Origin of the sequence: Nocardia sp. NPDC050378 (assembly GCF_040655675.1) — a bacterium.
Lineage (GTDB): Bacteria > Actinomycetota > Actinomycetes > Mycobacteriales > Mycobacteriaceae > Nocardia > Nocardia coubleae.
Genome location: NZ_JBFAKI010000002.1, coordinates 243,839 through 257,761, shown reverse-complemented (window position 1 = coordinate 257,761; position 13,923 = coordinate 243,839). Strand labels below are relative to the sequence as shown.

Annotated in this window: 11 protein-coding genes; 9 read left to right on the top strand and 2 right to left on the bottom strand. The window is 68.9% G+C overall.

The window, feature by feature from the left end:
- Window positions 1-94 precede the first annotated feature (94 nt).
- From rapZ to tpiA, 6 genes are all read left to right on the top strand, one after another.
- On the top strand, window positions 95-1,051 hold the full coding sequence (gene rapZ, locus AB0I35_RS05135; RefSeq protein ID WP_357394478.1) for an RNase adapter RapZ: 957 nt from the start codon (window positions 95-97) through the stop codon (window positions 1,049-1,051).
- On the top strand, window positions 1,048-2,112 hold the full coding sequence (gene yvcK / locus AB0I35_RS05130) for a uridine diphosphate-N-acetylglucosamine-binding protein YvcK (RefSeq protein WP_357394477.1): 1,065 nt from the start codon (window positions 1,048-1,050) through the stop codon (window positions 2,110-2,112). Before rapZ ends, yvcK begins: the two co-directional genes overlap by 4 nt.
- On the top strand, window positions 2,103-3,086 hold the full coding sequence (gene whiA / locus AB0I35_RS05125; protein ID WP_067493655.1) for a DNA-binding protein WhiA: 984 nt from the start codon (window positions 2,103-2,105) through the stop codon (window positions 3,084-3,086). Before yvcK ends, whiA begins: the two co-directional genes overlap by 10 nt.
- A 201-nt stretch (window positions 3,087-3,287) precedes the next feature.
- Window positions 3,288-4,304, top strand: a complete 1,017-nt coding sequence (gene gap / locus AB0I35_RS05120) for a type I glyceraldehyde-3-phosphate dehydrogenase (RefSeq protein ID WP_357394476.1) — start codon at window positions 3,288-3,290, stop codon at window positions 4,302-4,304.
- A gap of 5 nt (window positions 4,305-4,309) precedes the next feature.
- Window positions 4,310-5,524, top strand: a complete 1,215-nt coding sequence (locus tag AB0I35_RS05115) for a phosphoglycerate kinase (RefSeq protein WP_357394474.1) — start codon at window positions 4,310-4,312, stop codon at window positions 5,522-5,524.
- 3 nt (window positions 5,525-5,527) lie between these two features.
- Window positions 5,528-6,316: a triose-phosphate isomerase gene (gene tpiA, locus AB0I35_RS05110; protein WP_067493662.1), complete on the top strand. Its 789-nt coding sequence runs from the start codon at window positions 5,528-5,530 to the stop codon at window positions 6,314-6,316.
- 57 nt (window positions 6,317-6,373) lie between these two features.
- Here tpiA and AB0I35_RS05105 read toward each other — a convergent pair whose 3' ends face one another.
- Complete coding sequence (locus tag AB0I35_RS05105; protein ID WP_357394473.1) at window positions 6,374-7,159, bottom strand: META domain-containing protein; 786 nt, start codon at window positions 7,157-7,159, stop codon at window positions 6,374-6,376.
- Window positions 7,160-7,294: 135 nt separating this feature from the next.
- Here AB0I35_RS05105 and AB0I35_RS05100 point away from each other — a divergent pair, with 135 nt between their 5' ends.
- From AB0I35_RS05100 to AB0I35_RS05090, 3 genes are read left to right on the top strand one after another with little or no spacing between them, the layout of a single operon-like run.
- A complete protein-coding gene (locus AB0I35_RS05100) occupies window positions 7,295-8,890 on the top strand; it encodes an MFS transporter (protein WP_357394471.1) in 1,596 nt (531 codons plus the stop codon).
- Between the two features lie 34 nt (window positions 8,891-8,924).
- Window positions 8,925-9,158 (top strand): preprotein translocase subunit SecG, encoded by a 234-nt coding sequence (gene secG / locus AB0I35_RS05095; RefSeq protein ID WP_067493884.1) that lies wholly within the window; start codon window positions 8,925-8,927, stop codon window positions 9,156-9,158.
- A gap of 36 nt (window positions 9,159-9,194) precedes the next feature.
- Window positions 9,195-9,755, top strand: a complete 561-nt coding sequence (locus AB0I35_RS05090; protein ID WP_357394470.1) for a hypothetical protein — start codon at window positions 9,195-9,197, stop codon at window positions 9,753-9,755.
- Here AB0I35_RS05090 and AB0I35_RS05085 read toward each other — a convergent pair whose 3' ends face one another.
- Entirely contained in the window at window positions 9,756-13,859 is a 4,104-nt protein-coding gene (locus tag AB0I35_RS05085) for an amino acid adenylation domain-containing protein (protein WP_357394468.1), read from the bottom strand. It lies immediately after the preceding gene.
- Window positions 13,860-13,923: the final 64 nt, after the last annotated feature.

Genomic DNA, 13,923 nt, shown 5'->3' with positions numbered 1-13,923 from the left:
CGCAACATTGCGAGTGCCGTACGTTGTGTCTGCGCCCGATACCCGAACCGGTGCGAGATGATCGAAAGGCACCCAGAAACGGATCCGGTAGGACATGACAAGCGTCGAATCGAACAACAAGGCGGGGGCGGCACCGGACAACGCCGGGACAGTCACCGACACACAGCAGCCAGTAGAAGTGGTCATCGTCACCGGCTTGTCCGGCGCGGGCCGCGGCACTGCCGCGCGCGTCCTGGAGGATCTGGGCTGGTACGTCACCGATAATCTGCCACCGGAACTGATCGGCCGCATGGTCGAACTCGGTGCCGCGGCCGATCCGCCGATCCGGCGGCTCGCGCTGGTCATGGACGTGCGGAGCCGGTTCTTCACCGGTGACCTCTCCGGTGTCACCGAGCAGTTGCGTGCCGCGGGCATCCGCACGCGGGTGCTGTTCCTCGAGGCTTCCGACGACGTGCTGATCCGGCGTTTCGGCTTCGCCAGGCGCAGACATCCGCTGCAGAGCGACAGTCCGGACGGCACGCTCTCCGCGGGCATCACCGCCGAGCGGGCCCGGCTGTCGGCCGTGAAGGTCGCCGCCGATGTCGTCATCGACACCACCGAGCTGTCGATCCATCAGCTGCACCGCAAGCTGGAAGAGGTGTACGGCGCCGGCGTGCCCGCCGCGCTGCAGCTCACCGTGCAGTCCTTCGGTTTCAAGTACGGTGTTCCACTCGACGCCGACACGGTGTTGGATGTGCGTTTCCTGCCGAATCCGCATTGGATTCCCGAATTGCGGGAACACACGGGCCAGGAGTCGGTGGTCAGCGACTATGTGTTGTCGCAGCCGGGCGCGCAGGACTACCTGCGCACCTGCCACCACCTGGTCGACCTGACCACGACCGGATACCGGCAAGAGGGGAAGCGATACATGACGGTGGCAGTGGGGTGCACCGGCGGGAAACACCGCAGCGTCGCGATCGCCGAGGCGCTCGGGGAACGCATCGGTGCCGACACCGGCCCCGCGGCGGTCGACGTCGTGCGCGTGGTGCATCGGGACCTGGGGCGCGAATGAGTGGATGGGAAGCCGACCCAGCCGTCGTCGCGCTGGGCGGTGGTCACGGCCTGTACGCGACCCTCACCGCCGTGCGCAGGCTGACCAGACGGATCACCGCCGTGGTCACGGTCGCCGACGACGGTGGGTCCTCCGGACGTCTGCGTGCCGAACTCGGCATGCTCCCGCCCGGTGACCTGCGGATGGCGCTCGCCGCGCTGGCCGAGGACGCCGACGGCATCTGGACCACCACCGTGCAGCACCGCTTCGGCGGATCCGGCGCGCTCGCCGGGCACTCGCTCGGCAACCTGCTGCTCGCCGGGCTCACCGACATCCTCGGCGACCCGGTCGCGGCGCTCGACGAGGTGGGCAGGCTGCTGCGCATCACGGGCCGGGTCCTGCCGATGTCGCCGATCCCGCTCGACATCGAGGCGGAAGTATCGGGGCTGGAAGCGGATCCGCGAGTCGGCCGCTGTGTACGCGGTCAGGTCGCGGTGGCGACCACACCGGGTAAGGTCCGCCGGGTGCGGTTGATTCCCTCGGATCCACCTGCCGGCCCGACGGCCGTCTCGGCGATCGAACACGCGGATGTCGTTGTGCTCGGGCCGGGTTCGTGGTTCACCAGTGTGATCCCGCACGTGCTCGTCCCCGGTCTGCGCGACGCGCTGGTCCGCACCAGGGCGCGTAAGGTACTCGTGCTGAATCTGGCCGCGGAGCCGGGGGAGACGGCCGGCTTTTCCGCCGAGCGTCATCTCCATGTATTGTCCCAGCACGCACCGGGTTTCGCGGTCGACGATGTGCTCGTCGACTCGGCGTCGGTGCCCGAGGGGCGGCAGCGGGAACATGTGTCAAGAGCCGCCGAACAGTTGCGCGCACGGGTAACGTTCTGCGATGTGGCCGAGCCGGGAACGGATCGGCATCATCCCGGAAAACTAGCCGCCGCACTGGATCAGCTGATTCGGTCGCCGCGGTCGCAACTGGCTGGGCTTCGAGTCGAGAGACAGCACAGTGCCACGGATGTGCACAGTGTTGCAGATGAGCGTTCGGGGTCGGTGGGAAAGGAGCGCGTCTCGTGGCGATGACAGCCGAGGTGAAGGACGAGCTGAGCAGGCTCGTGGTGTCGCAGGTCAGCTCACGCAAGGCGGAATTGTCGGCATTGCTGCGATTCGCGGGCGGTCTGCACATCGTCGGGGGCCGGGTGATCGTGGAAGCCGAGGTGGACATGGGGTCCATCGCCCGCAGGCTGCGCCGCGAGATCTTCGAGTTGTACGGCTACGGCTCCGATGTGCACGTGCTCGGCGCGGGTGGCTTACGCAAGACCTCCCGCTACGTGGTCCGGGTGTCCAAGGAGGGTGAGGCCCTGGCCCGTCAGACCGGGCTGCTCGACGTGCGCGGCAGGCCGGTGCGCGGATTGCCCGCCCAGGTGGTCGGCGGCAGCATCGGTGACGCCGAAGCCGCCTGGCGCGGTGCCTTTCTCGCGCACGGTTCGCTCACCGAGCCGGGGCGGTCCTCCGCGCTCGAGGTGAGCTGCCCTGGCCCGGAGGCCGCGCTGGCGCTGGTCGGTGCGGCCCGTCGGCTCGGGATCACCGCCAAGGCCCGCGAGGTGCGCGGCACCGACCGGGTGGTGGTGCGCGACGGCGAGGCGATCGGCGCGCTGCTCACCCGCATGGGCGCCCAGGACACCAGGCTCACCTGGGAGGAGCGCCGCATGCGCCGCGAGGTGCGCGCGACGGCCAACCGGCTGGCCAACTTCGACGACGCCAACCTGCGCCGCTCGGCGCGCGCTGCCGTCGCGGCGGCGGCCCGGGTGGAACGCGCGCTCGAGATCCTCGCCGACGACGTGCCCGACCACCTTGCCGCCGCGGGCAAGCTGCGTGTGCAGCACCGGCAGGCCTCGCTCGAGGAACTGGGTCAGCTCGCCGAGCCGCCGATGACGAAAGACGCTGTCGCGGGCCGCATCCGGCGTCTGCTGTCGATGGCCGACCGGCGTGCCAAGGACCTCGGCATCCCCGACACCGAGTCGGCGGTGACGGCCGAACTTCTCGACGACGCCTGAGGATTCGCGCCAACCGGCTGTGACGTATCCGACGTTCAGGGCATAGCGGTCATGTGCGATCGCTATGCCCTTTACGCTGTGCATTCCAGGTGCTCAGGGGCGCGCGACTCACAAACCGCAGGTGGCTGTCGGTGGGGTTGGGTCGGCTACTACTGTGGTGACCGTCGGAATGAATCCGCTTGAAAGCTGAGGAGCGATAACGTGACTGTCCGGGTAGGTATCAACGGCTTCGGTCGTATCGGACGTAACTTCTTCCGTGCGGTGGAGGCGCTGAAGGCTGTCGGCAAGACCGATATCGAGATCGTCGCGGTCAACGACCTCACCGACATCAACACTCTTGCGACGCTCCTGAAGTACGACTCGATCCTGGGTCGCCTGCCGCAGGACGTGTCCGTCGACGGTGACACCATCGTCGTCGGCGAGCAGCGCATCAAGGCGCTCGCCATCAAGGAGGGCCCGTCGGCGCTGCCGTGGGCGGACCTGGGCGTGGACATCGTCGTCGAGTCGACCGGCATCTTCACCGCCGCGGAGAAGGCCAAGGGCCACCTGTCCGCCGGTGCCAAGAAGGTCATCATCTCCGCGCCCGCCACGGGCGACGACATCACCATCGTGATGGGCGTCAACGACGACAAGTACGACGGCAGCCAGAACATCATCTCCAACGCCTCGTGCACCACCAACTGCCTCGGCCCGATCGCGAAGGTGCTCAACGACGCGTTCGGTATCGAGCAGGGTCTGATGACCACCATCCACGCCTACACCCAGGACCAGAACCTGCAGGACGCGCCGCACAAGGATCTGCGTCGCGCCCGCGCCGCGGCCCTGAACATCGTGCCGACCGGCACCGGCGCCGCCAAGGCCATCGGCCTGGTGCTGCCCGAGCTGCAGGGCAAGCTCGACGGTTACGCGCTGCGCGTCCCGGTCCCGACCGGCTCGGTCACCGACCTGACCGCGACGCTCACCAAGGCCGCGACCATCGAGGAGATCAACGCCGCGATGAAGGCCGCCGCCGAGGGTCCGATGAAGGGCATCCTCAAGTACAACGAGGACCCGATCGTGTCGAGTGACATCGTCACCGACCCGCACTCCTCGATCTACGACGCCCCGCTGACCAAGGTCATCGGCAACGAGGTCAAGGTCGTGTCCTGGTACGACAACGAGTGGGGCTACTCCAACCGCCTCGCCGACCTGGTCGGTCTCGTCGGCAAGTCGCTCTGAACGCGATGACGGTCAAGACACTCCAGGATCTCCTGGCCGAGGGTGTCGAGGGTCGGGGCGTGCTCGTGCGCTCCGACCTGAACGTCCCCCTCGACGACAACGGCCAGATCACCGACCCGGGCCGCATCATCGCCTCGGTGCCGACGATCCAGGCGCTGGTCGAAGCCGGTGCCAAGGTCGTCGTGATGGCGCACCTGGGCCGCCCCAAGGGCGAGCCGGACCCGAAGTTCTCGCTGGCGCCGGTGGCCACGAAGCTGGCCGAACTGCTGGGCCGCAATGTCCAGCTGGCCGGTGACGTGGTCGGTTACGACGCGCTCTCGCGTTCGGAGGGCCTGACCGACGGTGACGTGCTGCTGCTCGAGAACGTGCGTTTCGACGCGCGCGAGACCAGCAAGGACGACGCCGAACGGGCGAAGCTGGCCGCCGCGTACGTGGAACTGGTCGGCGACGACGGCGCGTTCGTGTCCGACGGTTTCGGTGTGGTGCACCGCAAGCAGGCCTCGGTCTACGACGTGGCCCAGGTGCTCCCGCACTACGCGGGCACGCTGGTGGCCGCCGAGGTCGAGGTGCTGCAGAAGCTCACGCAGGACCCGGCCCGCCCGTACGCGGTGGTGCTCGGCGGTTCCAAGGTCTCCGACAAGCTCGCGGTGATCGAGGCGCTGGCCCCCAAGGTCGACACCCTGGTGATCGGCGGCGGCATGTGCTTCACCTTCCTTGCCGCACAGGGCATCTCGGTCGGCAGCTCGCTGCTGCAGGAAGAGATGATCGACACCTGCAAGAGCCTGCTCGAGCGCTTCGGTGACGTGCTGCACCTGCCGGTCGACATCGTCGCGGCCGACAAGTTCGCGGCCGATGCCGAGTCGAAGACCGTGGCGTCGACCGAGATCCCCGACGGCTGGATGGGCCTGGACATCGGCCCGGAGTCGGTGTCGCGCTTCGCCGCGCTGCTCACCGAGGCCGAGACGGTGTTCTGGAACGGCCCGATGGGCGTGTTCGAGTTCGAGAAGTTCGCCGACGGCACCCGTGGCGTCGCCGAAGCCATCGTGACCGCCACCGGCAAGGGTGCGTTCACGGTCGTCGGCGGCGGCGACTCGGCGGCTGCCGTGCGCACGCTCGGCCTGCCCGACGACGGCTTCTCGCACATCTCCACCGGTGGTGGCGCGTCCCTGGAATACCTGGAAGGCAAAGAGCTGCCCGGTATTTCGGTGCTGGAGGGCTGAGCGATGGCAGCGCGTAAGCCGCTCATCGCGGGCAACTGGAAGATGAACCTCAACCACCTCGAAGCCATCGCGCTGGTGCAGAAGGTGGCGTTCGCGCTGCCGGAGAAGTACTTCGCGAAGGTCGACGTGGCGGTCATCCCGCCGTTCACCGACATCCGCAGCGTGCAGTCGATCGTCGACGGCGACAAGCTGCTGCTCACCTATGGTGCGCAGGACGTGTCGGTGCACGATTCGGGTGCCTACACCGGTGAGATCAGCGGGTCCATGCTGGCCAAGCTGGGCTGCACCTTCGTGGTGGTCGGGCATTCGGAGCGGCGCCAGTACCACACCGAGGACGACGCCACGGTGCTGGCCAAGGCCAAGCAGGCGCTGAAGAACGACCTCACCCCGATCGTCTGCATCGGCGAGGGGCTCGGTGTTCGCGAGGCGGGCACGCACGTCGAGTTCAACCTCGAGCAGCTGCGTGGTTCGCTGAAAGGCCTCACGGCCGAGGAGATCTCGAAGGTCGTCATCGCCTACGAACCGGTGTGGGCCATCGGCACCGGCAAGGTGGCCTCGGCGGCCGACGCGCAGGAAGTGTGCGGTGCGATCCGCGGCGAGCTGGAGAAGCTGGCCTCCCCGGAGGTCGCCGCCGGTGTCCGTGTGCTCTACGGCGGGTCGGTGAACGCCAAGAACATCGGCGAACTGATCGGTCAGCCGGATATCGACGGCGCGCTCGTCGGCGGTGCCTCGCTCAAGGGTGACGAGTTCGCCACCCTGTCCGCGATCGCTGCCGGTGGTCCGCTGCCCTGACCTTTTCTGCTGTACCGAAGGGCCGGAATCCGTGCAAACGGGTTCCGGCCCTTTCGTCTACTGCTGGGCGCGCAGCTCCAGGCCCGTGCCGTTGGCGTTGCGCAAGGTGAGGGTGTCGGCGTCGACGGTGGCCTCGGTGTGACCGTCGAGGACCTCGAGGACGTGCCGTTCGACCTCCATCACCTCCGGCGGGCACATCATCTTCGTGGTGGCGACCTCGAAGCTCACCTCGTCGCCGGGGCTGAGCTGCGCGGTGCCGGTCAGGCGATTACATCCGGTGGTGCCGCTGACCTGGCCGTCGGCGGTGATCGTGAGGGTGGGTCGGGCCTCGTCGAGTGCGGCCGAGCGGATCTTGGCGTCCGGGGTGAGCAGGGTGGTCGCGATCCAGGTGGTCCCGGTCAGCGGTTTGTCCGGGGTGACGATCTTCTTGTCGGTGAGGTGGACGGTGACGTCGGAGCCGGTGAGGGTCAGGTTGTCGCCGTCGAGCCGCCAGGTGGGGCTCGCCTCGAGGAACGAGTTCTGCCAGGCGTCGGCCTGGCCGCGCTCACCGGGGCAGCCCATCAGGGTGCCGGCGAGTCGGGAGGTGCGCAGCACGTTGTCGCTCAGGTCGACGGTGCCGCTGCTGGTGTTGCACCCGGAGTTCGCGGTGATCCGCCCGTTGTCGAAGGTGAGCGTCATCGGGCCGCCGCCGGGGATCGCCCCACCCTCCACCCGCGTCGACAGGTAGGTGTGTCCCATCGGCGTCGGCTTCGGTGGCGCGTCACCGGAGTCACCGGACGAACAGGCGCCTGCCGCGACGGCGAGCACACACAGAGCGGCGAGGCGGAGCGGGAATCCCGGCATCGGCCCATCGTACGTCCGCCCGGCGACCGCCGATCAAGATCACCACGCGCTGGTGGCGGTCGGTGCTCGGCCGATGCCGCCACCACAGCGTGGTGAGCGTGCGCCCAGGTGGGGGACCGGGGATATGCTCGGGACGTGACGGGTGTGGCGGGTGAGCGGGTGTCGACCTGGGCTCCGCTGCGGTCGCCGGTGTTCCGGGCGTTGTGGATCGCGCAGCTCGTGTCGAATCTGGGCACCTGGATGCAGACCGTGGGCGCACAGTGGATTCTCGTCGACCAACCCAATGCCGCGGTGCTCGTCTCGTTCGTGCAGACCGCGATCACGCTGCCGGTGATGTTGCTGTCCATTCCGTCCGGGGTGCTGGCCGATCTGCTCGATCGGCGCCGGTTGCTGCTCGGTGCGCAGGCAGGTATGGCGCTGGCCTCGCTGACGCTGACCGTCTTCACCGCGACCGGCCACACCACGCCCGCGGTGCTGCTCACGCTGTTGTTCCTGCTCGGCTGCGGTCAGGCACTCACTGCCCCCGCGTGGCAGGCGATCCAGCCCGAACTCGTGCCACGCGACCAGATCACCTCGGTGGCGGCGCTGGGCAGCATGAGCGTGAACATCGGTCGCGCGGTCGGGCCCGCGGTGGCGGGCGTGCTGGTTTCGGTGGCCGGGCCGACGGTGGTGTTCGGGTTCAACACGCTCTCGTTCGTCGGCATCGTGGCCGTGTTGCTGGTGTCGAAGTGGCCGGTCCGGGTCCGCTCGCTGCCGAGCGAACGCCCGCTGGCCGCGTTGCAGGCGGGCACCCGGTTCATCCGGGCCGCGCCCGCCATCCGGCGGGTGTTGTTCCGCTCCATTCTGTTCATCGCGCCCGCCAGCGCGGTGTGGTCGCTGCTTCCGGTGATCGCGCACGACCGGCTCGGGCTGGCCTCCGACGGGTACGGCCTGCTGCTCGGTGCGCTCGGGCTCGGTGCGGTGTGCGGTGCGCTCGGGTTGTCACGCCTGCGGCTGCTGTTCACGCCGACCCAGCGGTTGGCGCTGGCCGCGGTGCTGTTCGGGATCGGCGCGGTGGCGACCGCGCTGGTGCACAGTGTCGTGCTGGTGCTCGTGCTGCTCGTCGGCGCCGGGCTGGCCTGGCTGCTCGCCATGTCGACACTGAACTCGACCATGCAGCTGCTGCTGCCCGCCTGGGTGCGGGCGCGCGGGCTGTCGGTGTACATGCTGGTGTTCATGGGCGGGCAGGCCATCGGCTCGTTGCTGTGGGGGCTGGTCGCGGGGGCCTACGGCGCCGTCACCGCGTTGCTGATCGCGGCGGTGCTGCTCGGAGCGTGCGCGGTGAGCACGGTGTGGTGGCCGATCCGGCACAACGTCGAGGAGATCGACCTCTCACCGGCCGCGTACTGGCCCGAACCGCAGCTCGTCGTCGAGCCCGACCCGGCCGACGGGCCCGTACTCGTGCTGCGCGGATACGACGTGCCGCCGGAGGACGTAGCGACCTTCACCGACGCGATGGCGCTGGTCGGACGGTCGCGGCAGCGCACGGGGGCGATGGAGTGGCGGCTGTATCGCGATGTCGGGACCGTCGACCGGTTCGTCGAGGCGTTCGTCGTCCGCTCCTGGGCCGAGCACATGCATCAGCATCAGGTGCGGCTCACCGCGCGTGATCGGGAGATCGAACAGGCCGTGGCGCACTACGCGGCGGGGCCCGAGACCGTGTCGCATCTGGTCGCGGTCGAGCCTGGTTAGACCGGGCGCCCGCCCAGCACCTAGGATGGTCGCCATGTCGCTGTTCCTCGATATCCTCCTTGTGATCACCAGCGTGCTGTTGGTGCTGCTGGTGCTGCTGCACCGCGCCAAGGGCGGCGGCCTGTCCAGCCTCTTCGGTGGCGGCGTGCAGTCGAGCCTGTCGGGTTCCACCGTCGTCGAGAAGAACCTCGACCGTGTCACCATCTTCGTCGGCATCGTCTGGCTGATCGCCATTCTCGGCATCGGCCTGGAGATCAAGTTCTCCTGATTCCCTCGCACTGTCCCGTCACGTACGGTGGCGGTCATGAGCTCTGGGGGAGTTGTGCGGTCGCGTCGGCCGGTGCCGACCTGGTGGACCGTCGTCATGTCCTGTGTCGCGGTCTCGACCGCACTGTGCTGTTGTGCCCTGCTGTGGCAGAACACGATCGACGGGCCGATCGAACGCCTGCTGATCGCCGTCGTGGCGCTCGGGGCGGTCGGTGTGCTGTGGTTCGCGTTCGGGGTCGTCGGGGTGGTGGCGTTCCGCGCCGGCTGGCTGACCGCAGCCGCACCGTTGATCGTGGTGCTTACCGCGGTTCTCGGCGGGACCGGTGCCGCGCAGCGATTCGGATGGTCGCTGTCCAAACCCCAGTTCGAACGCGCCGCGCAGACGTGTGAGCCGTCCACCGTCGACCAGCGCATCGGATTGTTCACCGTCACCGAGGTTCACCAGGAAGACGGCGGGTGCCTCTTCCGAACCCCTGGCGGGTTCATCGGCAGTGTCGGCTACGCGTATCTGCCCGCCGGTGCCCCCGAGCCGACGGGTGAGTACGACGAGACCTACCGGCCGTATGACGGTGTGTGGTACCGGTTTTCGGGGTGGTGATCACCACGGTTCCTCGGCTGCGGTAGTCGCGAGCGCCGGTTCGGAAGGTCCTTCCACCCGGTCGAGGTGACGAGCGAGCAACGGACCGATGTGAGCGAAGACCGAGGTGTTGGTGAGCTGGGCGTGGGTGGCCTCGACCGGATGCTCGATCACCTCGCCGGTGACGAACGGTTGCCACATGTCGCCGTCGAACATCGCCGTGATGCCGCGCGTCGCCGAGAAATACAGCAGATCACCGTCGAAGCGGGCGGGGCGGTAGGTGTGTGACAACCGCACGCCCGCGATGTAGCCGCGGTGCAGGCGTTCGAGCTGACTGGCCGAAAGCCCGGTGCCGAACGAGGTCTTCGTGCTCGCGAGGACCGCGGCCGCCTCGGCGGCGGTGACATCCGGGGCGGCGTCGGCGTCGTCGGGTTCGTCACCGAGCAAGTGGGTCAGCAGGTCGCGCATGCGCGGTGTCGGTGGTTCCTCCGGGGTGAAGACGACGCTGTCGAGCATGGTCAGCACACCGACCCGGGCGCCGGTGTCGCGGAGGCGGACGGCGAGGGCGTGGGCGATCTGGCCGCCGAGCGACCAGCCGAGCAGGTGGTACGGGCCGCGGGGTTGTAGTTCGAGGACGACGGCGAGATAGTGCTCCACCAGGTCGTCGATCGACGGCGTTCCCGTGAGTTCGGTGGCTTGCAGGCCGTAGACGGGGCGGTCGGGGAGGTAACCGGTCACGCCCGCGTAGCACCAGGCCAGCGGAACCGCCGAGTGCACGCAGAACAGGGGTGGGCGAGAACCCTTGCGGCGCAGGACGAGAACGGTGCCGAGAGCGTCGTCGTCGCCGTGGCCGTCGAAGGTGGCGATGCGTTCGGCCAGCGCGGCCACCGTCGGTGTGGTGTAGAGCCAGCGCACGGTGACGGGGACGCCGGTCGCGGCGGCGATATCGGACGAAACCAGCACACCGAGAAGGGAATTGCCGCCTAGTTCGAAGAAGTCGTCGTCGAGGCCGACGGTGGTGCCGAGCGTCGCGGTGATGCGGTCGGCTAGCAGGCGTTGGAGCTCGGTGGCCGGTGGGCGGGTGGGGTTCGCGGTGAGCGTCGCTGCGGGGAGGGCGGAGCGGACGACTTTCCCGTTGCCGCCCAAAGGAAGCCGGTCGAGTTCGATCAGGGTGGTCGGGACGAGGGCCTGCGGCAGTGCGGCACGCGACCGGGCCAGGACGGCGGCGGTGTCGACGTGCCTTCCCGGTACGGGAACCACGTAGCCGATCAGGCGCGCGCCCGGTGTGCCCGCATCGGCGACGGTGACCACGGCGTAGGCGATCTCGGGTTCGGTGAGCAGCGCCGCCTCGATCTCCGCGGGTTCGATGCGCCGGCCGTGGACCTCGAGCTGGGCGTCGAGCCTGCCGAAGAATTCGAACTCCCCGTCGGGGCGAGCACCGACCAGATCGCCGGTGCGGTACAGGCGGGTACCGTCACCGAACGGGTCGGCGACGAAACGTGCGGCGGTGGCGGCCGGGTCGTTCAGATAGCCGTCGGCGACGCACGCGCCGCCCACGTAGAGCTCACCCCGCGCGGTGACCGGCGCCTGCCGCAGGCGCGTATCGAGGACCCACGCGGACACGCCCGGCAGCGGATGGCCGACCGTCACCGAGTCGTCGGGGCGCATGGCATCCGTCTCGGTCACCATGATGGTGGTCTCGGTCGGCCCGTACCCGTTGAACAACCGCACCTGCGGTGCCCACTCGGCCATCAGCGCCGCCGGACACGCCTCGCCGCCGATCGCGACGACCTCGACGGTCGGCAGCTGCTGTGGTGCCAGCGTGGCGAGCACGGCGGGCGCGGTCTGTAAAACGGTGCAGCCGCTAGTGCGGATCAGCTCGGCCATCTCCTGACCGGCCACGACCGTCGGCGGGGCGACCACCACCCGGGCGCCTGCCGCGAAACCGGCGAGCAGCTCGAGCAGGTGCGCGTCGTAGGTGGCGCTGTGGGAGTGCAGAAGAACCGAATCCTGTTTCAGGCCATACTGTTTCAGCAGGTAGTCGGTCAGGTCGCCCAGTGCGTGGTGGGCGACGACGACACCTTTGGGCGTGCCGGTGGTGCCCGAGGTGTGGATCACGTACGCCGGATCACCCGGCAGCAGCGGGCGAGGGCGATCGTGGTCACCGACCGGGGTACCCGGGTAGCGGTTCGCCTCGACCGGATCGTCGATGGCGAGCCAGGTGATCGCATCGCAGCCGACGCTCACCCACGAAACCGTCACCCCGAGCGGCGCCCCACAGCGCGCGATGATGGTGGCCAACCGGTTCGCGGGTTCGTCCGGATCGACGGGGACGAAGCAGGCCCCCGTCTTCGCCACCGCCCACAACGCCACCACCGACTCCAGCGAACGCGGAATCGCGACGAGGACGAATGTCGCGGGCCCGGCGCCGCGCGCGAGGAGTGCCCGAGCCCACCGCGACGAGATCTCGTCCAGCTCCGAGTAGGTGAGGGTACGGTCCCGATCTTGCAGTGCCACTGAGGAATACGTCGCCTCGGCGGGTGCGGTGTCGCCCGCCGTGTCCCGCGCCTGCCGGGTCGGCGGAGTCGATGGCGAAGCGACGGCCTGCGGTGCTGGTAGCAGTGCGCCGACTCGAGGTGGTGGGGTGACCTGTGGTGGCAGGCGGTCAGGTGTCGCGAGGGCTGAGCACAGGAGCTCGGACAGAGTTCGCGTAGGTGCGTTCGAGCGCATCGAGCTGGGGGACGACTGGTTCGGCGACCGCATGGAATCGGCGGTCGGGGCGTGCATGGTGATGGGGTCGTGGGGATGGGCGGTGAGGAAGTGGGTGAAGTAGGTGAGGAAGGTGCGGTGGTGGGTGAGGACGGCGTCGTAGGAGTAGCGGGCGGGGTTCGCCTGGAAGTCGATGGAGACCTCGTCCGGGCCGATCTGGTAGCCGTTGACATGCAGATCCGTGACCGGACCCAGAGCGAGCAAGCGCACCTGGCCCGACAGCGGGCCCAGGTGTAAGGGCTCGGTGAAGGCGAGGGTGTTGACCACCGGACCGAATCCCTCCCGCAGGGTGGGGTGGTCGCCGCGGATGTCCTCGTGCCGGTGTCGTTGATGACGCAACGCACCGATCACCGCCGCTCGCACCTGCGCGATGACGGCGCCGACGGTGATGTCGTCCAATCCGGACAGCCGCAGCGGAACCACATTCGACATCGAACCCGCCGAACGGCGCAGCACGGCGGTCGGTCGCGCGGTGACCGGGATCGTCAGCGTCACCTCCGCGCTCCCCGTCATCCGCGCCAGATAGCCCGCGAAAGCGGCGATGATCAGCTCCGGGAACGTCGCGCCGTGCCGGGCCTTGGCGTCCGCGAGCTGCCGCACGGTTTCGGCGTCGAGGGTGGCGTTCACCTGATGCGGACGGGGCGCGGGTGCCGCCGTCCGCCGGGCCAAGCTCACCGGCTCACCGACCTGCGCCAACTGCTGCCGCCAGAAGGCGCGGTCAGCTTCGGCGCGCGAGGATGCTCGGTAGGCGCGGTCCTCGTCCAGCAGTCGCGCGACTGTCAACGGTCGCTGGTCGGACTTGGTCGCCCTGCTCCTCGTTTCGTCGACGGCGCTCGTCTGGCGGAGGGCGGTGCGGTAGAGGTCGCCCGTTCGGGCGAGGAGTGCGGCGGCGCCCATACCGTCGAGGACGATGTGGTGGCTGCGCAGGTACAGCAGGTGGCGGGTGGGCGTGATGGTGAAGATCGAGGCGACGGTCAGGTCAGGGGCGAGCGGGTCGAGCGGGGCGCTGTGGTCGCGTTCCATGTGGTCGAGAGCCACCGCGACGGCGTCGGGGGCGGTGGTCAGGTCGACGATGTCGAAGGTCAGCGGTGTCGCGGAGTCGACGAATTGGTGCGGGACGCCGTCCACGAGAGTGAGCCGCACCCGGGGGGATTCGAACTCGGCGGCGGCCTGCCGGGTGCAGCGGGTGAGCAGGTCGAGGTCGGCCTCGCCCGCCAGATCCAGGTACATCGCCACGGTGGCGGGGACGTCGGGGTGCAATTGCTGGGCGAGCCACCAGCTCCATTGCGCTTGGGACAGTGGACAGGTGACCCCGACATCCGACCGCACCGTGAACACGCCTCCATGGGTTGACACCGCACCGCTGAAATGTTCTCGGCAAACCTACGGCACATCGCGTGCCCGCGGCCCGTTTTCGGCG

What these genes read in the sequence shown, in the direction of transcription:
- rapZ (WP_357394478.1), top strand. Translation starts at nt 95, where the DNA reads ATGACAAGCGTCGAATCGAACAACAAGGCGGGGGCGGCACCGGACAAC.
- yvcK (WP_357394477.1), top strand. Translation starts at nt 1,048, where the DNA reads ATGAGTGGATGGGAAGCCGACCCAGCCGTCGTCGCGCTGGGCGGTGGT.
- AB0I35_RS05115 (WP_357394474.1), top strand. Translation starts at nt 4,310, where the DNA reads ATGACGGTCAAGACACTCCAGGATCTCCTGGCCGAGGGTGTCGAGGGT.
- tpiA (WP_067493662.1), top strand. Translation starts at nt 5,528, where the DNA reads ATGGCAGCGCGTAAGCCGCTCATCGCGGGCAACTGGAAGATGAACCTC.
- AB0I35_RS05105 (WP_357394473.1), bottom strand. Translation starts at nt 7,159, where the DNA reads ATGCCGGGATTCCCGCTCCGCCTCGCCGCTCTGTGTGTGCTCGCCGTC.
- secG (WP_067493884.1), top strand. Translation starts at nt 8,925, where the DNA reads ATGTCGCTGTTCCTCGATATCCTCCTTGTGATCACCAGCGTGCTGTTG.
- AB0I35_RS05090 (WP_357394470.1), top strand. Translation starts at nt 9,195, where the DNA reads ATGAGCTCTGGGGGAGTTGTGCGGTCGCGTCGGCCGGTGCCGACCTGG.